Annotated in this window: 22 protein-coding genes, 1 tRNA gene and 2 pseudogenes; 16 read left to right on the plus strand and 9 right to left on the minus strand. The window is 47.6% G+C overall.

Annotated features, from left to right (window positions below):
* Positions 1-36: 36 nt before the first annotated feature.
* The 6 genes from J4760_RS00215 to J4760_RS00240 all read right to left on the minus strand — a co-directional run bounded on the left by J4760_RS00215 (position 37) and on the right by J4760_RS00240 (position 7,809).
* The gene (locus J4760_RS00215) at positions 37-1,791 is read right to left on the minus strand and encodes a glycoside hydrolase family 2 protein (protein ID WP_237604399.1); all 1,755 of its coding nucleotides are present in this window, start codon (positions 1,789-1,791) and stop codon (positions 37-39) included.
* Between the two features lie 19 nt (positions 1,792-1,810).
* Entirely contained in the window at positions 1,811-2,650 is an 840-nt protein-coding gene (locus tag J4760_RS00220; protein ID WP_237604400.1) for a carbohydrate ABC transporter permease, read from the minus strand.
* On the minus strand, positions 2,651-3,541 hold the full coding sequence (locus tag J4760_RS00225) for a carbohydrate ABC transporter permease (protein WP_237604401.1): 891 nt from the start codon (positions 3,539-3,541) through the stop codon (positions 2,651-2,653).
* Positions 3,542-3,597: 56 nt separating this feature from the next.
* A complete protein-coding gene (locus J4760_RS00230; RefSeq protein ID WP_237604402.1) occupies positions 3,598-4,878 on the minus strand; it encodes an ABC transporter substrate-binding protein in 1,281 nt (426 codons plus the stop codon).
* Between the two features lie 307 nt (positions 4,879-5,185).
* Positions 5,186-6,607, minus strand: a complete 1,422-nt coding sequence (locus tag J4760_RS00235; RefSeq protein ID WP_237604403.1) for a YfcC family protein — start codon at positions 6,605-6,607, stop codon at positions 5,186-5,188.
* Between the two features lie 23 nt (positions 6,608-6,630).
* Positions 6,631-7,809, minus strand: coding sequence for a M24 family metallopeptidase (locus tag J4760_RS00240; protein ID WP_237604404.1), 1,179 nt, complete (start codon positions 7,807-7,809; stop codon positions 6,631-6,633).
* Between the two features lie 109 nt (positions 7,810-7,918).
* Here J4760_RS00240 and J4760_RS00245 point away from each other — a divergent pair, with 109 nt between their 5' ends.
* From J4760_RS00245 to J4760_RS00260, 4 genes and pseudogenes are all read left to right on the plus strand, one after another.
* Entirely contained in the window at positions 7,919-8,815 is an 897-nt protein-coding gene (locus J4760_RS00245; RefSeq protein WP_237604405.1) for a LysR family transcriptional regulator, read from the plus strand.
* A 218-nt stretch (positions 8,816-9,033) separates the two neighbouring features.
* Positions 9,034-9,104: transfer RNA gene (locus tag J4760_RS00250), tRNA-Thr, on the plus strand.
* 141 nt (positions 9,105-9,245) lie between these two features.
* On the plus strand, positions 9,246-9,668 hold the full coding sequence (locus J4760_RS00255) for an RDD family protein (RefSeq protein WP_237604406.1): 423 nt from the start codon (positions 9,246-9,248) through the stop codon (positions 9,666-9,668).
* 352 nt (positions 9,669-10,020) lie between these two features.
* Positions 10,021-11,663: pseudogene (locus J4760_RS00260) on the plus strand (aconitase family protein).
* A 54-nt stretch (positions 11,664-11,717) separates the two neighbouring features.
* Here the strand turns inward: J4760_RS00260 and J4760_RS00265 are convergent.
* The gene (locus tag J4760_RS00265) at positions 11,718-12,758 is read right to left on the minus strand and encodes an acyltransferase family protein (RefSeq protein WP_237604407.1); all 1,041 of its coding nucleotides are present in this window, start codon (positions 12,756-12,758) and stop codon (positions 11,718-11,720) included.
* 169 nt (positions 12,759-12,927) lie between these two features.
* Here J4760_RS00265 and nadX point away from each other — a divergent pair, with 169 nt between their 5' ends.
* The 3 genes from nadX to J4760_RS00280 all read left to right on the plus strand — a co-directional run bounded on the left by nadX (position 12,928) and on the right by J4760_RS00280 (position 15,153).
* Positions 12,928-13,707: an aspartate dehydrogenase gene (nadX, locus tag J4760_RS00270; protein ID WP_237604408.1), complete on the plus strand. Its 780-nt coding sequence runs from the start codon at positions 12,928-12,930 to the stop codon at positions 13,705-13,707.
* 69 nt (positions 13,708-13,776) lie between these two features.
* A complete protein-coding gene (locus J4760_RS00275) occupies positions 13,777-14,334 on the plus strand; it encodes a dihydrofolate reductase family protein (RefSeq protein ID WP_237604409.1) in 558 nt (185 codons plus the stop codon).
* A gap of 84 nt (positions 14,335-14,418) precedes the next feature.
* Complete coding sequence (locus J4760_RS00280; RefSeq protein WP_237604410.1) at positions 14,419-15,153, plus strand: MBL fold metallo-hydrolase; 735 nt, start codon at positions 14,419-14,421, stop codon at positions 15,151-15,153.
* Positions 15,154-15,248: 95 nt separating this feature from the next.
* Here the strand turns inward: J4760_RS00280 and J4760_RS00285 are convergent, their stop codons facing one another.
* Positions 15,249-16,565 (minus strand): S8 family peptidase, encoded by a 1,317-nt coding sequence (locus tag J4760_RS00285; RefSeq protein ID WP_237604411.1) that lies wholly within the window; start codon positions 16,563-16,565, stop codon positions 15,249-15,251.
* 203 nt (positions 16,566-16,768) lie between these two features.
* On the opposite strand from J4760_RS00285, the gene J4760_RS00290 reads away from it, so the two are divergent.
* The 4 genes from J4760_RS00290 to J4760_RS00305 all read left to right on the plus strand — a co-directional run bounded on the left by J4760_RS00290 (position 16,769) and on the right by J4760_RS00305 (position 19,247).
* Positions 16,769-17,194, plus strand: coding sequence for a CBS domain-containing protein (locus tag J4760_RS00290; RefSeq protein ID WP_237604412.1), 426 nt, complete (start codon positions 16,769-16,771; stop codon positions 17,192-17,194).
* 157 nt (positions 17,195-17,351) lie between these two features.
* Positions 17,352-18,230, plus strand: a complete 879-nt coding sequence (locus J4760_RS00295) for a LysR family transcriptional regulator (RefSeq protein WP_237604413.1) — start codon at positions 17,352-17,354, stop codon at positions 18,228-18,230.
* A 117-nt stretch (positions 18,231-18,347) separates the two neighbouring features.
* Positions 18,348-18,872, plus strand: a complete 525-nt coding sequence (locus J4760_RS00300; protein ID WP_145284720.1) for an acyl-CoA thioesterase — start codon at positions 18,348-18,350, stop codon at positions 18,870-18,872.
* A gap of 12 nt (positions 18,873-18,884) precedes the next feature.
* Complete coding sequence (locus J4760_RS00305) at positions 18,885-19,247, plus strand: hypothetical protein (protein WP_145284723.1); 363 nt, start codon at positions 18,885-18,887, stop codon at positions 19,245-19,247.
* Positions 19,248-19,302: 55 nt separating this feature from the next.
* Here J4760_RS00305 and J4760_RS00310 read toward each other — a convergent pair whose 3' ends face one another.
* Positions 19,303-20,199, minus strand: coding sequence for a phosphotransferase family protein (locus tag J4760_RS00310; protein WP_237604414.1), 897 nt, complete (start codon positions 20,197-20,199; stop codon positions 19,303-19,305).
* Positions 20,200-20,521: 322 nt separating this feature from the next.
* Here J4760_RS00310 and J4760_RS00315 point away from each other — a divergent pair, with 322 nt between their 5' ends.
* From J4760_RS00315 to J4760_RS00335, 5 genes and pseudogenes are all read left to right on the plus strand, one after another.
* The gene (locus J4760_RS00315) at positions 20,522-21,313 is read left to right on the plus strand and encodes a LolA family protein (protein WP_237604415.1); all 792 of its coding nucleotides are present in this window, start codon (positions 20,522-20,524) and stop codon (positions 21,311-21,313) included.
* Positions 21,314-21,424: 111 nt separating this feature from the next.
* On the plus strand, positions 21,425-21,598 hold the full coding sequence (locus tag J4760_RS00320; protein WP_237604416.1) for a helix-turn-helix domain-containing protein: 174 nt from the start codon (positions 21,425-21,427) through the stop codon (positions 21,596-21,598).
* Positions 21,599-21,776: 178 nt separating this feature from the next.
* Positions 21,777-22,531, plus strand: a pseudogene (phnC, locus tag J4760_RS00325) (phosphonate ABC transporter ATP-binding protein).
* Between the two features lie 11 nt (positions 22,532-22,542).
* Positions 22,543-23,355: a PhnE/PtxC family ABC transporter permease gene (locus J4760_RS00330; protein ID WP_237604417.1), complete on the plus strand. Its 813-nt coding sequence runs from the start codon at positions 22,543-22,545 to the stop codon at positions 23,353-23,355.
* The gene (locus J4760_RS00335) at positions 23,355-24,176 is read left to right on the plus strand and encodes a PhnE/PtxC family ABC transporter permease (protein ID WP_237604418.1); all 822 of its coding nucleotides are present in this window, start codon (positions 23,355-23,357) and stop codon (positions 24,174-24,176) included. The genes J4760_RS00330 and J4760_RS00335 overlap by 1 nt, the downstream gene beginning before the upstream one ends.
* The last annotated feature ends 8 nt before the right edge of the window (positions 24,177-24,184 follow it).

Raw genomic sequence — 24,184 nt, forward strand, 5'->3', positions numbered from 1 at the left:
TAGCCCTTCGACTTCGGTCGAAGGGTTATTTGCTGTCTAGAATGAGCGGACGCTGTCATTGATCGCTTTGATTGCCGACAGGTCGCATTTCGGTTTTCTGTCGTAAGTCAAAAGACCATTGATCTCCTGTTCGACATCCGTCAGTTGGGTGTAGCAGTAGCCATGAAGCGCAGGACTGTCGCCGATTGCCGTGGTCAGATCCCTGTACCCTTCAATCAGTGCATCCGGGGAATCCACGCTCGAATAGCCCCAGCCCGTATCATCGACCACATAGGCGATGCCGCCATACTCTGTAATCATGATCGGTACATTGTTGTATTCATACCCGCGGGCATAGATCAGGCGGTTGGCCGGTGTATGAGAGATGGCACTTTCCGCATCCTGGTAGTTCTGCCTGATATCTAAGGCACTGTGATAGTTGTGTATGCCGCATATATCGGAAACCGTATGTTCCCAGCCTTCGTTCGACAGGACAGGGCGCGTCTGGTCGATGGATTTTGTAAGGTGGTACATCGACAGTGAATGGTGCTGCTGCCTGCTGTCGTGTGCGACTCTTGAGATGCCCCAGCTTTCATTCAGCGGTATCCATGTCACGATGGCGGGATGGTTGTAGTCACGGTCGATGACTTCGATCCATTCCTTATTGATCTTCTCCACATAGCGTGCATCATATTCCGCCGCATTGGCCATCTCTCCCCAGACGAGGAAGCCGAGCCGGTCAGCCCAGTACAGGAAAATAGGATCCTCGACCTTCTGGTGCTTGCGTGCGCCGTTGAAGCCCATCTCCTTGGCGAGTTCGATGTCTCGCTTCAGATCGTCATCATCAGGCGCTGTCATCAGACCTTTCGGGAAGTAGCCCTGATCGAGGACGAGCTTCTGGTAGTATGCTTTATTGTTCAGCATGAACTTGCCGTCCCTCACTTCGACCTTCCGCATGCCGAAGTAGGTTTCGACCGTATCGAGCACATTGTAGTCCGCATCCAGCAGCTCGCACTTCACATCGAACAGGTTCGGACTCTCAGGGGACCAGTACCAGCCATCGCCATGAATATTGCTTCTTTCCGTATGGAGGTTTCTGATGTTGATATCCCTTGATAGATAACGGTTCGTAATCGTATAGATATCGTCGCTTATGACCTGGTCATTGAAGGTGATGGTCATCTTCAGTCTTCTCGTTGTGGCGAGTTCGACATGATCGAAATAGGTCTCGATATTGACCGATCCTCTGTCGATGTCCGGCGTGAATTTGAACGCATCAAGATGTTCCTTGTTCAGAATATCAATCCATACCGACTGCCAGATGCCCGTTGTTCTTGTGTAGAAGATGGATTCGGGCTGATGTTTCCAGTACTGCTTGCCGCGTGGCAGTGTCTCGTCCTGCATCGGATCATATACACGCAGGATGAGCTTATTTTCTCCTTCCATTATAAAAGGCGTGATATCGTACTTGAATGATATATGGCCGCCCGTATGTGTGCCGACATGTGCGCCATTAACGTATACCGACGCTTCATAGTCCACTGCACCGAAATTCAGGATGTGGGATCTACCGGTTTCATTGACTGTAAATGAAGTCTGGTACCAGAGGATGTCGTGATTGTCCTTATCTTCCACAGTGCTGAGTTCGGCCTGATAGGCAAACGGGACCGTGATGTCATGTGCTTTCGTAAACCCTCTGAACCATTTCTCTCTGAGGCCCTGATCTTCGTCATCGAATTTCAGATCCCATGAACCATTGAGACTCAGCCAATCTTCTCTTTTGAAGTCGGGTCTTGGATACATTTCTCTCATTTGATGATTCTCCTTCATATTATTTGATGCCGGACTGCGTGATGCCTCGGATGAAGTGCTTCTGTCCGATGATGAATACGATGATGATCGGTACTGTGGCGATCGTGGTCAGTGCCATCAGCTTGCCGTAGGAGGAAACAAAGCTGCCCTGGGACATGATGGCGATACCGGTCGTGATGGTTCTCATTTCCGGTGTGTTCGTTGCGACAAGCGGCCATAGGAAGTCATTATAGATGGTCATGAACGAGAATATGGCCAGTGTTGCCATCAGCGGACGTGCAGAAGGCAGGACCACCCGGATGAATATCTGCCATTTGTTTGCCCCATCGATTCTTGCCGCCTCCTCGAGCTCTTTCGGGAAGGTGGAGAAGAACTGGTAGAGCAGGAATACACCGAATGCATTGGCTGAATACGGCAGGATGAGTGCACCATACGTATTCAGCATGTTGAACTGGCTGAACTGCATGTACATCGGCAGGAATGTGATGACCCATGGCACCATCAATGTACTGATGATGATGGCGAAAAGGGCCTTCTTCATCGGTATGTTCAGGCGTGCCAATGCATAGGCGGCCATTGCGTCGATGGCGACAATGATCAGTGTGCCCATCGTGGCGGAGAAGAGCGAGTTGAACATCCACCGGAAGACCGGAGAGTCGCTGTTTGCCCCTTCAAAGAAGTACCTGAAGTTCTCCAGAGTGAACGTTTCCGGTATGATATTGACGCCACCGAGCATCGCTTCCATATCGGTCTTGAATGCGGTGGAGATCATCCATATGAGCGGCACGGCAAAGAAGATCGCAAAGAAGACCGCCAGAATGATCAGTCCGATATTCCTGAGCAAGTTGACTCTTTTCATCTAGACGCCCTCCCTGTTTCTAAGAAATCTGAACTGCAGTGCAGAAATGCATATGATGATCAGTGTCATGATGACGGCCATGGCTGAAGCCACACCGACATCCCGAAGTTCGAATGCCTGTCTGACGATGCCCATCAGAAGCACCTCAGTCGATGTGCCGGGTCCTCCGCGTGTCATCAGATACGGCTGGCCGTAGACGTTGAATGATGCGATTGTGGTCGTGACCACGACAAAAAGCATGATTGGACGGATGCTCGGCATCGTAATATGGACGAACTTCTGCCAGGGTGAGGCACCGTCGATGCTGCCTGCTTCATACAGTTCTTCCGACACTTCGTTCAGTGCGTTGATCAAAATGATCATATTGAAGCCGACCGTCCACCACAGGGTGGCAAGGACGAGCGAGAACCATGCATAGTTTGTATCCGTCAGCCAGGGAATCGGGCCGATGCCGAAGTTCCCGAGAAACTGGTTGACGAGGCCCGAGTTCGTATCGAGCATCCATAGCCAGATGACGGCGATGATGGAGACCGAAATGGAGTAGGGGATGAAATAGACTGTTCTGAAGAATGGCTGGATCCGCTTCGGCAGCGAGTTGAGCAGCAGTGCAAGTATCAGTGCCAGTATGACAAGCGCCGGTACACTGAGGACAACAAATATCAATGTATTGATCAGCCCATTCATGAAGATGTTGCTTGATGTCCCATCCGAGAAGAGTATTTCCATGTAGTTTGCGAGTCCGACAAACTCCCCTTTGCCGCCGATCAGGCTCCATTCATGCAGACTGATGTAGGCACCATAGGCCAGCGGGAAGATGAGGAAAACGACAAACATGATCAGATAGGGGATGATGAATAAACTTGATGTCACTTTGTTTTCGTCTTTTTTCATATTATCACCTTAAATTTAAGGGAGCTTATCATGTGATAAACTCCCTTGATTTCATTCTATTCGAGGCTGCTCTGTGAAGCTTCCTGGGCTTCTTCCATGGCCGGTTCGACTTCCTGCTCATCGAGCAGTATTTCATTCAGGTTCTGGAAGAGCGGATCGGAGACTGGTCCCCAGTCGGCCACTTCAGGTGCGAACTGGACGTAGTCGAACTGTTCAGCTACATTGGACTGGAACTCCATGCTCTGGAATTCTTCACTTTCATAGACTGCCTTGGCTGCCGGTGCCTGACCAGATTCAGCCCATTCCATGGAGTTTTCTGCTACATATCCAAGGAAATCCTTGATGGCTGTCATCTTCGCTTCATCCTCAACTGTTGCCGGAAGTACGAAGTTGTGAGAGTTTGCGAATACCGCTTCCTGTTCCGTACCGAGCATCGGTACCGGTGCCACGCCATAGTTCAGGCCGGACTCTTCAAGCTGGTTCATCATCCAAGGCCCATTCAGCATGACCGCGTTGTTGCCTTGTAGGAACAATGTCAGTTCCCCATCCTGCTGGACGTTTGTCGGAGACACCTGGTGCTCATAGATCAAATCGTGCAGGAACTGTGCTGCCTCCGTCACTTCAGGTGACGTATACATGACTTCCCCATCCGCTATCAGCTGGCCACCGTTCTGGTAGACGATGGTCGGGAAAATGAACTGCTGAGGCCAGAGTGTCGGTACGACGAAACCATGTTTGTCGTCCCCAAGTGCTGATACTGCTGTTGTCATTTCAATGAACTCATCTCTGTCTGCCGGTACAAAATCCGGTTCATATCCAGCCTGTTCAACGAGATCCTTGTTCCAGAAGTACATGAGCGGGTGGATGTCGAAAGGAATGCCGTAAAGCGTGCCTTCATGTTCAGCACCTGTAAGCGCCTTTTCATGATAGTCATCTTCGTTCAAGTCTCCATCGAGAAGGGGTGCCACTTCCTGAAGGCTGCCATTTTCAACATATGTCTGGATCTGGTCGCCGTGCATGACCATGAGATCCGGCTGATCCCCTTCACCGCCACCACTCAGTGTAAGGTCGAGTGTCGTGTAGTAGTCCGTCTGTGGTACAATCTGCAGGTCCACCTGTGTTTCTTCCTGGGAACCGTTGTAGTCTTCAACAATCTGCTTCATATTCTCTCCATCAGGACCGGAGAATGGAGCGTAGAGCTTGATCGTACTGGCATCGCCACCTGTAGAGGCGCTGCCTTCACTGCCGTCAGCCCCTTCCTCCGGTGTACCAGAGTTGCCGCAAGCACTTAGAACGAGCGCGAGAACGAGTGTAAACAACAAGTATAGTTTCTTCATACCTAACCTCCTAAGTTTATTAATTAATTTAATTAAGTATACTATTAATCTATACTTGTCAGAGAGTTTTGTCAATAATAATTGTAAGCGTTTTTATATTTTTTGTCATAAGCCTAATATTTGCTGAGAAACTTTTTATTCTGCTGTTCTGAGGAAAACATCCATTTAAAAGATACAGAAAGATGAATTTAGTGATGAGGTCAATACAATGATTACAAGAAGGGTAGGAACTCTTGACTGAAAATCAAATAAGAGATCCTTCCACTATAATGGGAGGATCTCTTAAACTATAATGTATTATCATGATTTAAAATGGACCTAAGTTAATATAGACAGCGATGGTTAAGAATAATATGCCTACTACGATCCAAACACCGAGCAAGGGAAGCATGAACTTCAGCCATTTGACCCATGAGACACCAGCTACAGCTATGCTTGCCATGAGGATACCTGATGTTGGGGCAATGGTATTTGTAAACCCATCACCCATATTGTAAGCCAATACAGCAGTTTGTCTTGTTATTCCAATGATGTCAGCAAGAGGCGCCATTATAGGCATTACAATAGCGGCCTGTCCGCTGCCCGATGTAATAATCAAATTGAACAGCAGATTGAAGAGATACATACATAATGCACCCACCACAGTAGGAAGGGGCTGTATGATTGCAGAAAGTGCATTGACGATCGTATCCAATATGGTCCCATTTTCCAGGATGACCACGATTGATCGGGCAAGGCCGACAATCAACGCAGCATACACCATGCCTTGCGCACCTTTGACAAATTCCTGTACGAACTTATTACCGGACATGCGGGATATCAGCGCAGCACCTATTCCTATAATAAGAAAAAGGGCAGTCATTTCATTGAGTCCCCAACCCGCTCGAAAGACACCTATAGTATAAATGATCATACAAATTACAAAGAATATTAAGATGATTTTTCTCAGAGAATTGAACTCCAAACTTTCTTTCTCTTCACTTTTATCTCTATGAACATCATCATTGAACTTTTCATCACCCATGATACTTTTAGAAGGATCTTTCTCTATCTTCTTGATGTAATAGATGATGTATAAAATACTTGATGTCAGTATTACGAGATAGATGATGAACCGGTACCATAAGGCACTGAACACTGGAAGACCGGCGATTTCCTGACCGAACCCGGTTGTGATTGGATCAAGTCCAGCTACCGTATATCCTGAGTACGCACCCAAATAGACGATTGCAACGCCGACAATTGCATCAAGTTTGAATGCTCTTGCTACAACAACACCAACGGGGATGAAAGCAATGACCGCAGTGTGTAGAATACCTAGAAACCCAGCGATGGAAAATACAGTGGCCATTGATATAACGAGTATTATTTTTCTGTTTCTTGTTTTGTTAATGAGGCTCATGATACCTGCGTCAATCGCTCCAGTAGAGTTTATAACTGCAAAAGCCCCTCCTATGATCAGTACTAGGAATATGATGCTGGCTGCTGCCATCATACCTTCTTGTATTGATAGGAAAAAACCCACGAATCCAACCGGGTCTGATTCAATAGCACTATAACTGCCAGGGATGACGGTAGGTACCAATCCACCTTCTTCTCTTTCAAATGTACCTGCCGGTATAATATATGTTGCAAGAGCTGCCAGTATGAGCATGATAAACAAAATAATGTAGGAATCGGGCATTTTAAACTTTGATTGACTATGTGTCCCCTTTGATATTTTTGTCATTTTCATTCCCCTTTGTTATGACTTTATATGATTAGTGAATCAAAATCCCTTGGGTAGTACGTGATCATTTCCATTCCTGATTCAGTTACAGCAATTGTATCTGAGTGTCTGAACGCACCTAGCCCATCCACATAAATTCCTGGTTCGACAGAGAATACCATTCCTGGTTCAAGAATCGTATGATCTCCCAGATCGAAGAAAGGTGCCTCATGATTGAGTAATCCCATATTATGTCCCGTATGATGTCTGACGAGATGTTGCAGACCATTATCTTTGAAGTACTTCTGTACTTCTTTTTCTACTTCAGAAGCACTTATTCCAGGCTTTATTGTTCTGAATGCTACTTCCTGGGCTTCATACATATGGTTGAAGTACATTTCCTGCTCATTACTTGCTTCTTCGATGAACATCGTTCTTTCAAGCTCGCTTTTGTATCCCCATACATCACAGGCGGCTTGTGAAACGACATTGAATCCTCTTTCGAGTTGTGCATTCTGATTTTGAGAATGGGGAAAAGTAGAATGGGGCCCAATTTGACCTCTATAGAATGCGTGTGCTGGATTTCCATATGGCTTATATCCATGTCCTAATGTTTTGAACATGATTCGGGTAGCTTCGTGGGTTGCTCTTCCTTCAATTTCCATCTCTCTGGAACCCGCTTTCGAGTATTCTACTAATAGATTATGAGCAAGGTTTCCCCATCTTGCAGATTCTTTGATCAATTGAATTTCATTATCAGATTTGATATACCTTTGTTTTTCAACCCATCCTTTTATACTGAGTGTTTTTTTAAAAGATAATAGATCTGAAATGAGTGGCCCGCTATAACCTTTAGGGGAGCTATAGCCATCTGCATCGAAACCGACTGCTGCATTATTCAGCTTATTCGCTTTAAGCAGTTCTTTAAGGATATTCATAGGATGTACTTCCCCGGGATATTCTGGATAGCTATGCACATAATCTATGACAGCATAGTTTTCGGCGTGTAGATGTTCCAATGAAGGGACAAAGAGATGAGATTCATTATTAGTATCTATGAAAAAGGCAATGGGACGTTCTGAAGGTCTGAACATGAAATTCGTTAAATAGAAAATGTCGGTCGTGCTGAATAGAATACAGGCATCAAGACCGTTTTCATCCAGCGTATTCATAAACTTCTTTTGTCTTTCTTTGATTTCTGATTTGGGTATCTCAAGTATCATAAAATCCACCTTTCAAAATATTCTATAAATAATCTTAACGTGAGTTCATTATTCTGTATAATATATTATTGAAAGGTATTGGTACTTAAAAAATATTAAAGGAGATATTATGGAGCTGAGACATATAAGGTATTTTCAAGCTGTTGCTAAACATTTGCATTTCAGTAAAGCGGCCAAGGAACTTAATATTTCCCAGCCCCCTTTAAGTAAACAGATCAGGCTGTTGGAAGAGGAACTGGGCGTCAAACTGTTTAAAAGGAATAATCGCAATGTTGAGTTGACAGAAGCTGGGATCTATTTTGCAAATAGCTGCAAGTTTATATTGAACCTGCTTGATAAGGAGATCGAAACGACGAGGGAAATGCATAAGGGCGAACTCGGGACAATCACGTTAGGTTTCAGTGGATCAGTGGTGTATAACATTCTGCCTACTGTCATAAAAGAATTGAAGAGAAGATATCCGAACTTAAACCTGATAGTAGAACAGCACACCAGCAGTGAGCAGGAAAAACATATACTGAATGGAAATATTAATTTGGGAATGCTGGTACCTCCTACAAGGAGTGAAAAGATAGAAACCTTGCTAATTAAAAAAGAAGGTTTTTTAGTTGTTCTCCCAAAGACTCATGAGATAGCTCAGAATCAGGAGCCTATAGATTTATCACTTTTAAAAGAAGAAAAATTCATCATGACCCGAGAAACATCAGGAAAGGGATATTATGATTCCATTATTGCGTTATGCAAAAGCGCAGGTTTTTACCCGAACATCGTCCAGAATGCTCAAGAACAGCAAACTATCATATCTCTTGTAGCCTCAGAACTGGGCATTGCTGTAGTTCCTGAATCATCAGCTAGTATCCTGAATGAAGAAGTAGTCTTTAAAAAGATCAATCAAAGCCATAAGAAATCTACGGCTTTGGCTTGGCATAAAGATAGTCAGTCGCCAGCCGTCAAAATTTTCAAGGAACTGGTTGAAGATCTGATTAATAGCGGGAGATTAAAATGATTTTTTACTCGAATAAATAAAGGGTGCATAGATTTTTATGTAGTATAGATTGAAGTGCAAGTACGAGGTAAGAATTATTTGGATTCTTCCGCAGGTACTCCAGATTATAAATTAAATAGGTAACGTTATAAGATTTGATATTGGAAAGGTATAGACCGACACTGACGCATATGCTATAATCAATGAGTAGATTTTCCTAATACATATCTTTGAACCGTGCCGACATAGTTTAATGGTAGAACACAGCCATGGTAAGGCTGCAATACGAGTTCGATTCTCGTTGTCGGCTTAGGTAGTTATACGATGGTCATCGTTTAAACCACTGCATCAGCAGGGGTCGAAACGGTGGCTTTTTTATTGGATGAATGTATGTATTAGAGTGTGTGAATGCTACAATAGTGGAATACGAATTTATTCTGGAGGTTCAGAAATGTCAAACGTAGCAGGATTTTGGGTCAGACTTGGGGCGAGAGTGCTTGATGCGCTCTTAATCGGCATGGTCATCGGAACGCTTGTTTTCGTGTTTCAGATGGATACAGAGAGTCGGTTGACACAGGCAATCGAGAGCGTGGTCAGCATACTTTATTTCGTACTGTTTCCAACATTTGTGTACGGCTATACAGTTGCCAAGCGTCTGCTCAATATCAGAATCGTAAAAAAGGACGGAACGGATGTAAATCTCAGTACGATGGTTTTGCGTGAAGTTCTCGGCGGTATCATATACGCGGTGACTTTCGGTCTTGCGCTGATCGTCTCAGCATTCATGGTGGGGTTGAGAAAGGACAAGCGCGCCATTCATGATCTTATTGCCGGCACATATGTCACGCATGACAGGGCAGACCACTGGGAGTAGAATAGCAAGATGGAAATCTTTATGAACAATATATGATTAATTAATTTAGAGAAAGATGCGGCAAAGGTCTATGACAGGACCTTCGCCGCATTTTTATATTCCTGAAGCTATTTTATCCACTCTTCGAAAGCCGCAAGTGCCTGCCCATCGTAATCACCAGCTTTTATTAAATTAAATACTGTGTTAAAAAAGTCTACAGCTCGAGGAGCCGATGAGTTTGGGACAGACAGTATTTTTGAGAGCTCAGCAACAGTGTTTGGAATATTCAGTTTATAATTACCCGATTGGTGTAATAGTATCTGTAGAGGATGTTTACAGCAGAACGGTAAAACACTACAAGGGGGACGGGAACATGCCATTGAATGTGACTCAGAAATTGATCCAGGAACATCTGGTTTCGGGAGAGATGACGCCCGGGGAAGAGATTGGTCTGAAGATCGACCAGACGTTGACGCAGGATGCTACAGGGACGATGGTGATGCTGGAACTGGAAGCGATGGAGATAGACAAGGTGAAGACGGAAGTTTCTGCGCAGTATGTCGACCATAACCTGATACAGAATGATCATCGTAATCCGGATGATCATCTATTCCTAAGGAGTGCAGCACAGAAATTCGGCGTCCACTACAGCAGACCGGGGAACGGGGTCAGCCACCCTGTGCATATGCAGGAGCTGGCGATACCCGGCAAGACGCTGCTCGGCTCGGATAGCCATACATGTGCGAATGGATGCATGGGCATGCTTGCGATGGGGGCCGGCGGCATCGATGTGACGATGGCCATGGCGGGAGAGCCGTACTACGTGGAGATGCCCCGCATCATGGGAGTGAAATTGACTGGTAGACTGCCGAACTGGTGCCGCTGATTGCGAAGCCGACCAGTCCGGATAACGTCGTGCCGGTCGAGGAGATCGCCGGGGAGGAGATCTACCAGTCATACATCGGCTCTTCTGCAAACCCGGGATACCGGGACTTCGCGATTGCTGCAGAGATCGTCAAAGGCAGGCAGATTGCGAACGGCATTTCTTTCGACATCAATCCGACATCACGCCTGCTGCTCCAGCAGCTGGTGGAGAACGGACATATCGGCAGCCTGCTGACATCGGGTGCCAGACTGCACCAGGCAGGCTGCAACGGCTGTATCGGCATGGGCCAGGCACCGGCGACAGGGCGGAACAGTCTCAGGACGACGCCGCGGAACTTCCCGGGACGCTCCGGCACGAGGGAGGACAGTGTCTTCCTGTGCAGTCCCGAAACCGCAGCCGCCTCTGCACTGAGCGGTGTCATTACAGATCCGCGCACACTTGATATGGAGCATCCCGAAATAGCGGAGGCGGCAGCCATCAAAATGGAAGAAATGCTCGAAGCTCCTCCGGAAGATACGAACAGTGTAGAAATCACGAAGGGGCCGAACGTCACATCCATTCCTGATTTCGATCCGATCGAGGACAACTTCGATATGCCGGTGCTGCTCAAGATGGCGGACAATATCTCGACGGATGAAATACTCGCCGGTGGATCGAGGGTACTGCCATTCCGCAGCAACATTCCAAAAATCAGCACGTTCGTATTTGAAGGCATCGATGAGACATATACGGAAAGGGCGGAGGAGAAGCTCGAAGAAGGCGGGCACATGATTGTAGCCGGCAACAACTATGGGCAGGGATCCAGTCGTGAGCATGCGGCACTCGCCCCCCGGTATCTCGGATTGAAAGTGGTGCTGGTCAAGAATTTTGCCAGAATCCATCTGCAGAACCTCATCAACTTCGGTATTCTGCCGCTGACTTTTGTGGACGCAGAAGACCATGGGAGGATTGAACAGGAAGATGTCATCGAGTTCAGAAATGTCCATCAGGCCATCCGGGATGGAAACACATTCACCATCCGGCTGAAGAACTCCGGCGAAGAGATCACCGTCAGGCACAGCATGACCAGCCGCCATCTCGATATACTGCTGGCCGGAGGCATCATCAACTGGGCGAAACAGCGCCAGTAGCACCAAATGAAAAGCGTTCATGCACTATGAGGGATATCTCACCTTGCATGAACGCTATTTTTTTACTAAAGGATGCTTCAAATATCCTTCCCGCCTGTCCTTGTACATGGTGAGCAGTACACTTTGACTTGGCTTCTCGATGTACTGGTGGATGCCGTAGGCGATCAGGACACTCGCCAGGAATGGGACAAGGATATAAGAGATGTTCAGGAATCCGGCGGATTCCATCCTGTAGATGATGACATAGCCGATGTTCTGGTGGACCAGATACAAGGGATAGGATATGGCACCGAAGAATAGCAGTATCCGGGAGTTCAGCCACTGCATCCTGTTCATCAGTATCAGCTGGAAGAGGATGACGAACAGTATGGAGAACAGCCCATTTGTGACCCCTTCAAAGATGAAGTCGTATCCGATGGCCAGGCCGATCATGTAAAAATACTTTTTGTGATTTCCATTTTGCCATATGCCGTAGAACATCATGCCGATGATGAACATCTGACTGTAGTTGGACATTGAATATTTTTCAATGAAAGCCGTCATATCCGTTGCAAGAACGGTGTTTGCCAGTTGGATCACAGCAGATGCAGCAAGCCAAATAATCGCAATCGGCATCGTTTTCCTTGCCAGTCCCATGGGCAGGAGAATGGCCATGATGACATAGAAGGTCATCTCGACTCTGAGTGTCCAGTAGACACCGTCGACATTTTTCACAGCCGGTATGAAGTCCTGCAGCATCGTCAGGTTGACCATTGCTTCCGGGAATGTCGTTCGAAGGGATTCCGCTGCAGCCAGCGAAACGACGAGAAATGTCAACGCAACAGAAAACATGTATGCCGGGTACAGTCTGATTGACCGTTTTATGGCAAAATCGGACACGGATTTCACTTTCATCAAAGACATATATATGACGAAACCGCTAATGATGAAAAAGAGCTGGACGCCATAATGGCCGAAAGTGAACAAGTCGATCCGGCCCCATTGCGCGTGACCGAATTTTTCATCGTAGTAGACGGTATAATGATAGAAAACAACAATCAGAGCAGCTAGACCGCGCATTGAATCCAGCTCAGTAAATCTTTTACGCTGTGACATGGAATGACCTCTCATCATTTCGTGATTTAGAGTTTATACCCGCAAACAAGATAACTATACATTTCATTATTATTACAATCTGATGGCAGGTCCTTCGATTTAAATGTATGCCTTCATCCAGTTTGGGTAGAGTAGAAATGGATACTCAAATGACGAAAGGATGATTGCCATGAATATAGGAATCATTGGGGCAGGTGCGATAGCGAACGTAATGCTTGAACGGGTCAATCATGACGCGCATGAAAATCTGAAGATTACGAATGTGCTTGTCAGAGATAGGGAGAAGTACCAGCATCTTGAGAAGGACTTTGATGTACAGATCCATACCGATCTGGATGCATTTCTGGCCTCGGACATGGATATTGTTGTTGAAGCGGCGAATGTTGAAGTGGCAAAATCGGTGCTGCCGCAAGTGCTGGGCGAGAAAGATGCGATGCTGATCAGCGTCGGTGCACTGGCCGAAGGGGAATTTGTCGCTCAGCTGATGCAGATTGCGAAGAAACATGATACGACACTGCATCTGCCGTCGGGTGCCATCGGAGGTCTCGATCTCCTGCAGAATGCCCAGGCTTACGGAGAACTGGAGAGTGTCAAACTGACCTCTCGGAAACCGGCAGCTTCGCTGACCTATGAGACGACGGAGGCGGAAAAAGCGGTCTTTGAAGGGAAGGCGATCGATGCCATCAAGCATTTCCCGAAGAACATGAACGTTGCAGTCATCCTGGCCATGGCCGGCATCGGTATGGAGCGGACCCAGGTGCTGCTGATTGCCGATCCGCGTACCGATAGAAATACTCACCATATCGAGGTGAAAGGCGCATTCGGCAAGGCTTCATTTACAATAGAAAACAATCCGCTTCCTGAAAACCCGAAAACGAGTTATCTTGCTGCCATCAGTATACTTGGCACACTGGAAAGAATAAACCGCAATTTTGTTATCGGTGGATAGCACAGTTGTTCAGACAAGCTCCAGCAGGGGCTGGTCTCTTTTAGAATGAAACTGGATGGAGGTTCATATATGGAAAATGAAAAGCGTCGGGTCGTGCTTGATCTGGCTGTAACGCTCGATGGGTTTATTGAAGGGGAGAATGGAGAGATCGACTGGTGCATCATGGATCCGGATATGGATTTCACACATTTTCTGGACTCGATCGATACAATCCTTTATGGCAGAAAGAGCTATGAACTGGCTGAAGCACTCAGGCCTGGAGCGGATGCTGAGGAAGAGGAAGTCGAAATGTGGCGGATGATGGACAGCATGGAGAAGTACGTGTTTTCGAGAACACAGGACCATTCACACGATAATGTAGAATACATTAATGACAGCATTCCTGAAATGATCGATGAATTGAAGCAGCAGTCTGGAAAAGACCTCTGGCTGTATGGGGGTGCTGAACTGATTACAGCATTCATCAATCAAGGCCTTGTCGACGAGTACCGGCTGTCCGTCCATCCGGTGGTGCTCGGTACAGGCAAGCCGCTATTCAGTAATCTTGATGGGCGTCTGAACCTGGAACTGAAGGATACACGTGTATTCAAATCCGGTGTGGTCCAGCTGATCTATGGCAGGGGGTAGCGCACGCTCGATGGGGAAAAGTTTGAACGCCGTCCCATCAGGTTAGAAGAAAATATACTATATTGATGAAGCGGAGGCAGTGTTATGAAATGTACAGTCGTCGGCATGTGGGGCGGTTTCCCTAAAAAGAACGAACCGACTTCAGGCTATCTGGTCGAGAAGGACGGATTTTCGATACTGCTTGATGCAGGGAGCGGGGTGGCAGCACATGTACAGAATTATATCGACCTGAATGATCTGCACCATATATTCCTTACCCACTACCATTACGACCATTCTGTCGACATCGGATCATTCCTGTTCGGACGCATGATCAGTACGCAGCTCGGCAAAGTGGATAAGACGCTCAACTTTTATGGTCCCGATGACAAAGATGTGAAGGATCAGGTGAACAAAGTGAAGAACAGTACGTTTCATCCATACGGTAGGGACAGCACCTTCAAAATCGGCCCGTTCTCTATCACGTTCCATAAGAATGCCCATTCGGTCGAAACCTACGCCATGCGGGTTACGGATGATGAAGGGCATGTATTGGTCTACACCGCAGATACGAGCTACCGGAAGAGTCTTGTCCGTTTTGCTGAAGATGCGGATGTGCTCATATCCGAATGCAGTCTGTACGCCGGTGAAGACGGGGAGAAGATGGGGCATATGAATGCCGAGGAAGTCGGCGGACTGGCGGCCAAAGCAGGCGTGAAAAGACTGATTCTATCCCATCTGCCGCACTACGGCAACCTCGGTGACCTTGTCGCATCAGCAAAAGCAGCCGGCGGGGAGAACGTTTCTCTTGCGAAAGCGGGCATGGGAATAGAGGTGTGAAGCGAAACAATATTATGATAACCATGGATAATAGAGATAGCCGACCGGTTGAGAATTCAACCGATCGGCTGTTCTTATTTTCGAGAGCAGTATGATTATGATGACTGACTGTCCACTGAAGCGGATTGACGACGGTTTTCCACGTACCTGAGAGCCATTTCGACGGCGCTTTCTGCATTGATATATCCCCATTGATTGCCGAATACCGGCTCGCCGGTCATCTGCAGTATGCTCTTTACATCATTCGGGCTGAGACTGGGATTGGCTTCAAGCATCAGGGCGATGACACCGGCGCATACGGGTGTTGCCATTGAGGTGCCGGACATCTGGATATAATTTTCCTCAATGACCTGGTCGGCGTATTGTGTTTCGGCAGCAGATCCTGGTGCAAGCAGGGAGATGATATTCGTGCCGGGTGCATAAATATCAGGCTTGATCAGCTGATCGATGGTCGGTCCACGGCTGGAAAAATCGGCGATTGTATCATCAGCGCGTTCAACCGTATCCCGGTCGTCTGCTGCACCGACTGTAATGATGAATGGATTGATGGCCGGTGTGCCGATGGTCGATGGTGCCGGTCCATCATTTCCGGCAGCAGCACAGACGATCATGCCGGCATGCCATGCCTCCTGGGCTGCAAGTGAAAGCGGATCATTCCGGTAGGACTCAAGTGCCTTGGAACCAAGGGAAAGGGAGAGGATCCGGATATCATAGGTAGATTTATTATGCATGCACCATTCTATGCCAGCAATGATGTGGGACAGGTTGCCATTGCCGGAACCATCCAGCACTTTCACACCAACGATGGCAGATTCAGGTGCCGGTCCTTTGTATTCCCCGTCAGACAGGGCACCGTTGCCGGCGGCATCGCCGGCACAATGGGTTCCATGTCCATTGTCGTCATAAGGTTCAGCCTGTCCGTTGATTACATCATGGAACGCAATAATGCGGTTTTCAGGAGTCGTCAGGTCGGCATGGGGATGGATGCCTGTGTCAAGCACCGCAATGGTGACACCTTTCCCGCTGAGATTGTGTTCTTCCCTGACTTTACCGCTTCCGATCTGGGAATCCGTAATATCAAGATACGCCGAAACAGGCCGGTCATAATAGATTCTTTCGATGGCCTGATGGTCCTTGATCTCTTTGATCTTCTCGGGCGTCAGCCGGCCTTTTGTGCTGTTGATGATGCGGATCTCCTGCTCCAGATGATTATGGGAATCGATATTGCACTGCTTGAGCAGATCATCTTTTTCATCTTCGCCGCAGCGACTTCTGTACCTTATGATGACGGGTATTTCGTTGCTGCTTGCTGTCTGGATGGTGCTTCTTCGGCTGATGCGCAATTGTTCGATCAGACCGGGATCCAGTCTGCTGCCACTCTCTTCGAACCAGATTCTTTGTCTTCTGTTCATTCCCTATTCCTCCCTGCCTCTGATGAATCCGTTAACATACCATCGAATCTGTAGTGTAGATATCTGTTACTCATTCATTTCCATAATACTGTTATTCAAACATTCTGAAAACTGATGAAACTTAAATAGATGATTAAGTGCCCCAAAAATGTGGTAGATATACAATATGCAAGATGAATGCAGATCAGAAGAAGGCATTATTGATGAAAGTCAGTGAGATTATGACGACTGAAGTCGAAACATGCGGACCTGAAACGACAATCCAGGAAGTCGCGTCCAAAATGATGGAACTGGATGTAGGCTCCATCCCTGTTACAGAAGGTGGCAACCTGAGAGGCATCATCACAGACCGGGATCTGGTCATACGCGGTATTGCCGCCCAGTTTTCACTCGACACACCGGTAAACCGCATCATATCATCCGACAATATAACCGGCACGCCCGATATGGACGTGGAAGAAGCGGCAAACCTCATGGCACAGCAGCGGATTCGCCGTCTACCGATCATTGAAGATAACAAAGTCGTAGGCATCGTGTCCCTTGGTGACGTAGCAGTGGACGAAGAAGACCCTGAGGACTCTGAAATCGCCCTCGAGGAAATTTCCAAACCGGCAGAACCAGATAAATAGAATCGTATGTATGAGTGTTCCGGGGTAAGCACCCCGGAATTTTTTGTGATTGCGTATCTTTAAAATAATATGATGTGCCTACACTGATAATGTTTTAAAATGAAGAAATACCGCTTGGTAGACCAGTCTTTTATACTATATGGAAAGGGGCCTCGACATGGACATCAAACATATGAAGTATTTTTCCGCCATTGTAAAGTATGGCAGCATGACGGAAGCCTCGAACCGGCTGTATATTTCACAGCCCACCATCAGCAAGGCGATCAATGATGTGGAGGTGGAGCTTGGCATGCAGCTGTTCGACCGCAACCGCAGACGGTTTGTACTGACGGATGCGGGCAGGGTGTTCCACGGACAGTGTGAGGAAATACTGCGCCGCCATGCCGAACTGCACAGTGATCTTAAAAACATGGTCGGCATGCGCCAAGGCCAGATCAAGATGGGCCTGCCACCCATTATGGATGTGAGCCGGCTGATGAAGATCATCAAGGACTTTCATACGCTCTATCCGGAAATCACGTTCCAGCTGATCGAGAGTGGCAGCGGCACGATCGAAACGCGGCTCAGGCAGGATGATATCAATATCGGCATTGCTGTCCTGCCGACGGAAGGGGATGATTTCGATTCATTCAATTTTCTGACCGAATCACTCAGCCTCATCGTACATAAGCATCACAAGTTTGCCGGTGAACAGTCGGTTGAACTGGCTGCACTTGAAAATGAACATTTCATCATGTTCAACGAAGATTTCTATCTGAATGAAATCATAACTTCGGCATGCAAGAACGCAGGATTCACACCGAAAGTGATATCCGAGACCGCGCAGTGGCACTTCATCGAGGAGATGGTCAGTGCAGAACTTGGCATATGCATCCTGCCGAAGAGTGTCGCCTCCCTGCTCAATGGGGATTCGGTCACACTGGAGATTACGGACCCTGTGCTCAAGTGGCGGCTCGGTGTCATATGGAACCGCGACAGGTACATGAGTTTCATCGTCAAGGAGTGGCTCAAGTTCTTCCAGCAGTACTATGAGTAGGGCGCTGATACCGCTATCATAGTTTTTATCTATGGACATCATGAATAACCGCTATTTTTCACCCGGATGTCGACGTCGTATGATGGAACCATCAAGTGATTGAGAGGTATGAGAATAATGGTGGAAGCGAAAAATCCGAAAGACAGCAAGGTAATCAGTATCGACCAGGTATTTGCCAATGACCTGAACAACTATGACACGCTATTTGGTGGTGTATTGATGAAGCGCATCGACAATGTCGCCTCCCTTGCGGCAAGACGGCATGCAAGGGTGCGGGAGTGTGTGACAGCCTCCATCGATTCGATCGACTTTCTGCACCCGATCACCCAGTCGGAATCCGTATGCATCGAAGCATTCGTTTCTTCAACAGGGAAGCGGAGCATGGAAATATTCTGCAAGGTGATTACGGAAGACCTCGTAACCGAAGCACGCAAAGTCGCCGCCACCGCTTTTCTGACATTCGTTGCACTGGACGAAGAGACGAAGCGGCCGATTGCAGTACCCGGCATCATTCCGGAGACGGACGAGGAAAAGTATCTGTTCGAATCCAACGCCCAGCGCACAACGATGCGCCGGGAGCGCCGCGAACACAGCAAGGAGCTTACGACGAAGATCAGCATCGAAAAACCGTGGAATCAATAGGAGGTCGATCATATGTACGTCAATCAGAAAACCATCACCGAAGTCCAGCAGGAACTTGAAACGATCAGCATCAAAAACCCGGCACTCTACGAAGAAATCGTCCACGTCACGAGCCTGTCCCGGCAGCTGCAGGTGAAGTACCGCTATCTGGCTGACCTCATTACAGGCGGAAATCGCGAACCCGATCCGAAGTTCATCAAGGGATCTGTATTGGACATTCTTATCCAGGAAGTTCAGAAACTGCAGACCATGGAAGGGTTTGAGACATTCCTCGATCTGCTCAATCGGCACGACCATGCTGATGCACCAGAAATCTTCCTGCTCATCTTGGGTGCAAAGCCTGAATCCGTTGTGAATAATGCGATTATAAGCTGAAATAAATAAATGACAGGCCAGCGTCTCCCTGGTCTGTCATTTGTTTTGTATCCGGCTATTTATTTTCACGATACCAGCTTGGTACCACTGTATTCATATCATCATACCAGGACAGTATCTCTTTGGCCTGATTCATGAAGACTTCGATCTGCTTCTCGCCGAATGGCACGCCCCACGGCAGTGACGAGAGTGTGTTTGTGCTGATATACAGTAGCAGCAGCTTCCAGAAATCATCCGGGACATGTCCGTCGAAGTAGCCATCCACACGTCCCGCTGCAAATCGAGAACTCCTGCCCGCACACCAGACAATCCGATTGAACTCCTCCCACGGCTCCCCGACATCATGGCGATTGAAGTCGATGATATGCAGATCGAGCTCATCGTCTATGATCATGTTGCCGCAATGGTAATCCCCGTGGTGGGGCACCTGCTCTCTGTCATCAAGGAGATGCCGGTGATTTTCTATGTATTCGATGAAGAGGTGCCCTTTGTCATACTTGTATGCACATTGTTCATACATCCGGATTTTACTGTCGATCTTCCGATTGAACTTCTCCTCCCACTGAGACTCCGGCTGCCCATTCGGTAGCGCGTGGATTCTTCTCAAATACTCCCCGGCTTCAACTCCCAGATCATACTGCTGCTGACTCGTAAGTGCCGGCAGCAGTTCAGAAGCCTCCGCACCATCAATCCATTCCACCAGTATGTAGTATTTGTCATCCAATGCACCATGCTCCAGTGGTTTCTGAACCGGGACGCCGGCAGAGTCACATCTTTCAATCAGCTCATATTCTTTTATTTTCCGTTCCTTCTTCTTGATGTCAACCAGTCGCAGCAGGTACCTTTTCCCCTTATCATCCGTCAAAATGAATTTTTCATCACCCGACCAGCCCTTGTTCAGTTTCTCAATGGAAACTATGCCGAGATGGGTGAAATGGTTCTTTATGTTCAATATTTTCGCCCCCATGCCAATTTGAAAATAGTACAGAAAATTATAGCATAGTCCAAAATCATATAGTCAGTATGTGATTCCCCGAAGTTGAGTCCATCTCAATTTTGGGGGTGCTTTTATATTTAAATTCATAATGGATACTGGTATTACTGATCAATAATCAATAAATTACATAATAAAGCATACTTATTTTCTATATTTTGTAATATGTAACACGGTTTAATGTATAATGAAAATAAATAGAATAGTCAGAAAAATTAAGGGGTAGCGGGAAGCTATCAGAGGGATTAATGAACTTGCTTTTATTGAAAGGGGCAGTGGAATGAAACGATATACCGTATCGCAGATTATGGTGATTGGGATTTTACTGCTCATGATGGTCGGGTGCACTACTCAGAATGAGAGCGAAAAGCCGGTGACAAAGAGTAAGCCGGATGTTGAAGTAGTAAAGAGCATTGAGCAGACAGCGACATTGGAGAACAGAAAAGTAGAGATGGAGGGGACTGGGAGCATCACCAAGGAGATATTGCTGCAGAACGCATCGGAGGTGGGGCAGCTATTGGAGAACTATTATATTGAATCGAGAGTGACTATGTATGCGGGGGATGAAACAGATGAAACGGTGTCCAGGGAATGGTTCTACTGGAGAAACGGAGAGCAGCATCTTCGCAAGGAAATAGAGCGGGAAGATGCACCCACCCATTATATAGTAGGGAATGACCGGAATTCGATCATCTACACGGAAGGGGATGAGATGGCGATACGGAGTGAGACCTTGGTGCAGAGCATCGACCTGCCATCTCAGGCGGACGTTGTACAACAGAGGATTGCGAGCTATAAAGAATCCCATAATGTCAGTGTAGTGGGGAAAGATGAAGTGAACGGAAGAAATGCTCATCATATGAGGTTCACTCCGAAAAAAGAGGCGATTGAAAGCGGGACTACAATGGATCTATGGATAGATTCCGAGCATTGGCTGGTCTTGAAGGAAGTGCTGAATCAGGGGGAGCGATCGATGGAGTACGAGGTGCTTGCACTGGTGGAGGGCATTGAACCACCGATGGACCTGTTCCAGATGGATCTGCCTGAAGGCGTGGAGGTTATCGACCAATAGGATGGTCTGATCGGTTTTTGCATCGTATTATCATCATTATGGGAAACAGTTGGAGTGTGCCTATGAATGTTATATGATCACTTATGACTAGTGTACAGAGGGAGGCACATTATGACCCAGCCTGATTTCAGCGTATCCAACGAAAGCATCGTAAGGAACGCCATCCAGGAGATGATCATGAACCACGAACTGGAGCCGGGTGACAAGCTGCCGAGTGAAGCGGATGAGCAGTTTGTACACGTTGACGATGCATGGTTCGATCCAATCAGAGAGCTTGGACAATAATAAAAATTTTGAAGGGGGGCACGCCTCTCTTCTTTATTTTGGAGGGTAACAGATGAACGTAGAAACGCTGACCAGACCGGAGCAGACGACCGGGAAGAAGACGCAGGAAGTCGTCTTTCCATTTCCCGAGGAAAAGGCGGATGACACCAGACAGGCCGACAGAAACAAACCGGTCATCATGGAGATCAGCAACATCGACAAGTCGTATTCAGCAAATAAGAAAGTACTTAAAGATATCTCTTTCGATATCCGAAAAGGTGAAGTGCTATCCATCATCGGTCCTTCAGGTGCCGGCAAGTCTACACTCCTTAGAATCATCAACCGCATGATCGAGCCGAATAGTGGCGCCATCCGTTTCCAGGATAAAGATACGCTCAACATGAAGGGCAGATCGCTTCGCAATATGCGTACGGACATCGCATGATCTTCCAGCACTACAACCTTGTCGATCGCCTGAGTGTATTTGAAAATGTACTGCACGGCCGCCTCGGCTATAAGAGCAGCCTGCAGGGCATCTTCTCCATGTACTCGGAAGCGGAGAAGGAGAAGGCTGTCGAAATCATTTCCGAACTTGGCATCGAGGAGCAGATCTACAAGCGCTGTGATGAACTGAGTGGGGGACAGAAGCAGCGTGTCGGCATCGCCCGTGCTCTGATACAGGACCCGAAGATCATCCTATGTGATGAACCGATCGCCTCACTCGACCCGAACTCCTCCAAGATCATCATGGAGTATTTGAGACGCATCTCACGCGAGCGGGACATCACGATCATCGTCAATCTGCACCAGCTGGATGTGGCAAAGCAGTATTCGGACCGGATCATCGGACTGAACGATGGCAGCATTGTCTTCAATGATACGCCAGAGGCAATTACCGCTGAATCAATCAATCGCATATACGGCTCGAAACTTGATGAGCTGATTGTGGAATAGGTGAGATACGGATGGAAAAAACAAGTTCAATTCACGTAAGTGATATCAATATTATAAGAAAAAAGCATATGCGGCTCTTCATTGCGGGTCTCATTCTGCTTGCTCTGATCGTCGTGACCGGCAGCATCACGAACTACAACCATATCGACGGTCTCGTATCGGTACCGGCGGCACTGCAGTGGCTGTTTGCCAACATGTATTTCAGCGGCAGTACATTGAGTCGTCTGCCGACTGTTCTGCGTCTGCTCTGGGAAACGGTCCTCATTTCGATCGTATCGACGACAACCGCAGCATTCTTTGCGATGCTCTTTGCGATTGTCGGATCGAAACGTACGAGCGTCAATGGGTTTCTGATGTACTTCGCAAAGCTCTTTGCATCCATCAGCCGTAACATCCCGGTTGTCGCCTGGGCGCTCATCCTGGTACTCAGCTTCGGTACGAATGCAGCGACCGGATTTCTTGCGCTGTTCTTCGGAACATTCGGATTCCTCGTCCGGGCGTTCATCGAAACCATCGACGAAACTTCCGGAGATACGGTCGAAGCATTGAAGGCGACCGGCGCGACATATCCGCAAGTCATCTCGAAAGCTGTCATCCCGGAAAGCATGCCGCAGATGTTCAGCTGGGTCCTCTTCATGATCGAGACGAACATCAGAAGTGCCACGCTCGTCGGACTCCTGACCGGTACGGGTATCGGCTATCTGTTCGACCTCTACTACAAGCAGCTGAACTATGAGATGGTATCGCTCATCACGCTTGCGATTGTCGTTGCGGTGCTTGCCATTGAAGTCGTCTCCAACTGGATAAGGAGGGAAATTCTATAATGAGCACATACGTCGAGCGCAACAGTAAAGGCAACATCAAGATCAGCCGCTCGAACAAGGGTCAGATGCGATTCCGCATTCTACTCATCGCAACCGTGCTTTTCACTATCGCCGGATTTTTCATGATGGACTATAAGGGGCTCGAACTCTGGCCGGCGATTACAGGAACCATCGAGAACATCAAGGATATGTTCCTCTCGCCGCAGTTCAACCAGACCACTTTCGGCAATGCAGTATGGCAGGTCATCGTGACACTGTCGCTGGCATTCCTGTCCACAGTGCTTGGTGCCGTCCTGTCTCTATTCTTGGCGTTCGGTACTGCGATGAACCTGTCGAAGCCGTGGCTCAGCAATACCATCAAGGCGTTCATCACCGTTGTCAGAGCCGTACCGACAGTGCTGTGGGTGCTCATATTTGCGATTGCGGCCGGACTCGGTTCCGTCGCAGCCGTCATCGGCATGGTCTTCCACTCCATCGCCTACCTGGTCAAGGCCTACTCGGAAGCATTCGAGGAGATAGATGAAGGCAAGATCGAGGCGCTTAGAGCGACGGGATCCAGCTATACCCACATCCTGTTCCATGTGGTGATTCCGCAGACGAAGTCCTTCCTCATCGCCTGGACATTCCTGAGGTTTGAAATCAACTTCGGCGTTGCCGTCGCAATGGGCGCAGCAGCAGGCGCCGGCGGCATTGGATATGAGCTGTTCATGTCGAGCGGATTCTACTACGATATGAATGAAGTCGGAGCCATCACCTACATGATTCTGATTGTTGCCATCATCCTCGAAGTCATAGCCAACAAGCTGAAGGCAGCAGCCTGATACTATAA

The sequence above is a fragment of the Salinicoccus sp. ID82-1 genome (genome assembly GCF_021991715.1).
In the GTDB taxonomy this organism is placed as follows: domain Bacteria; phylum Bacillota; class Bacilli; order Staphylococcales; family Salinicoccaceae; genus Salinicoccus; species Salinicoccus cyprini.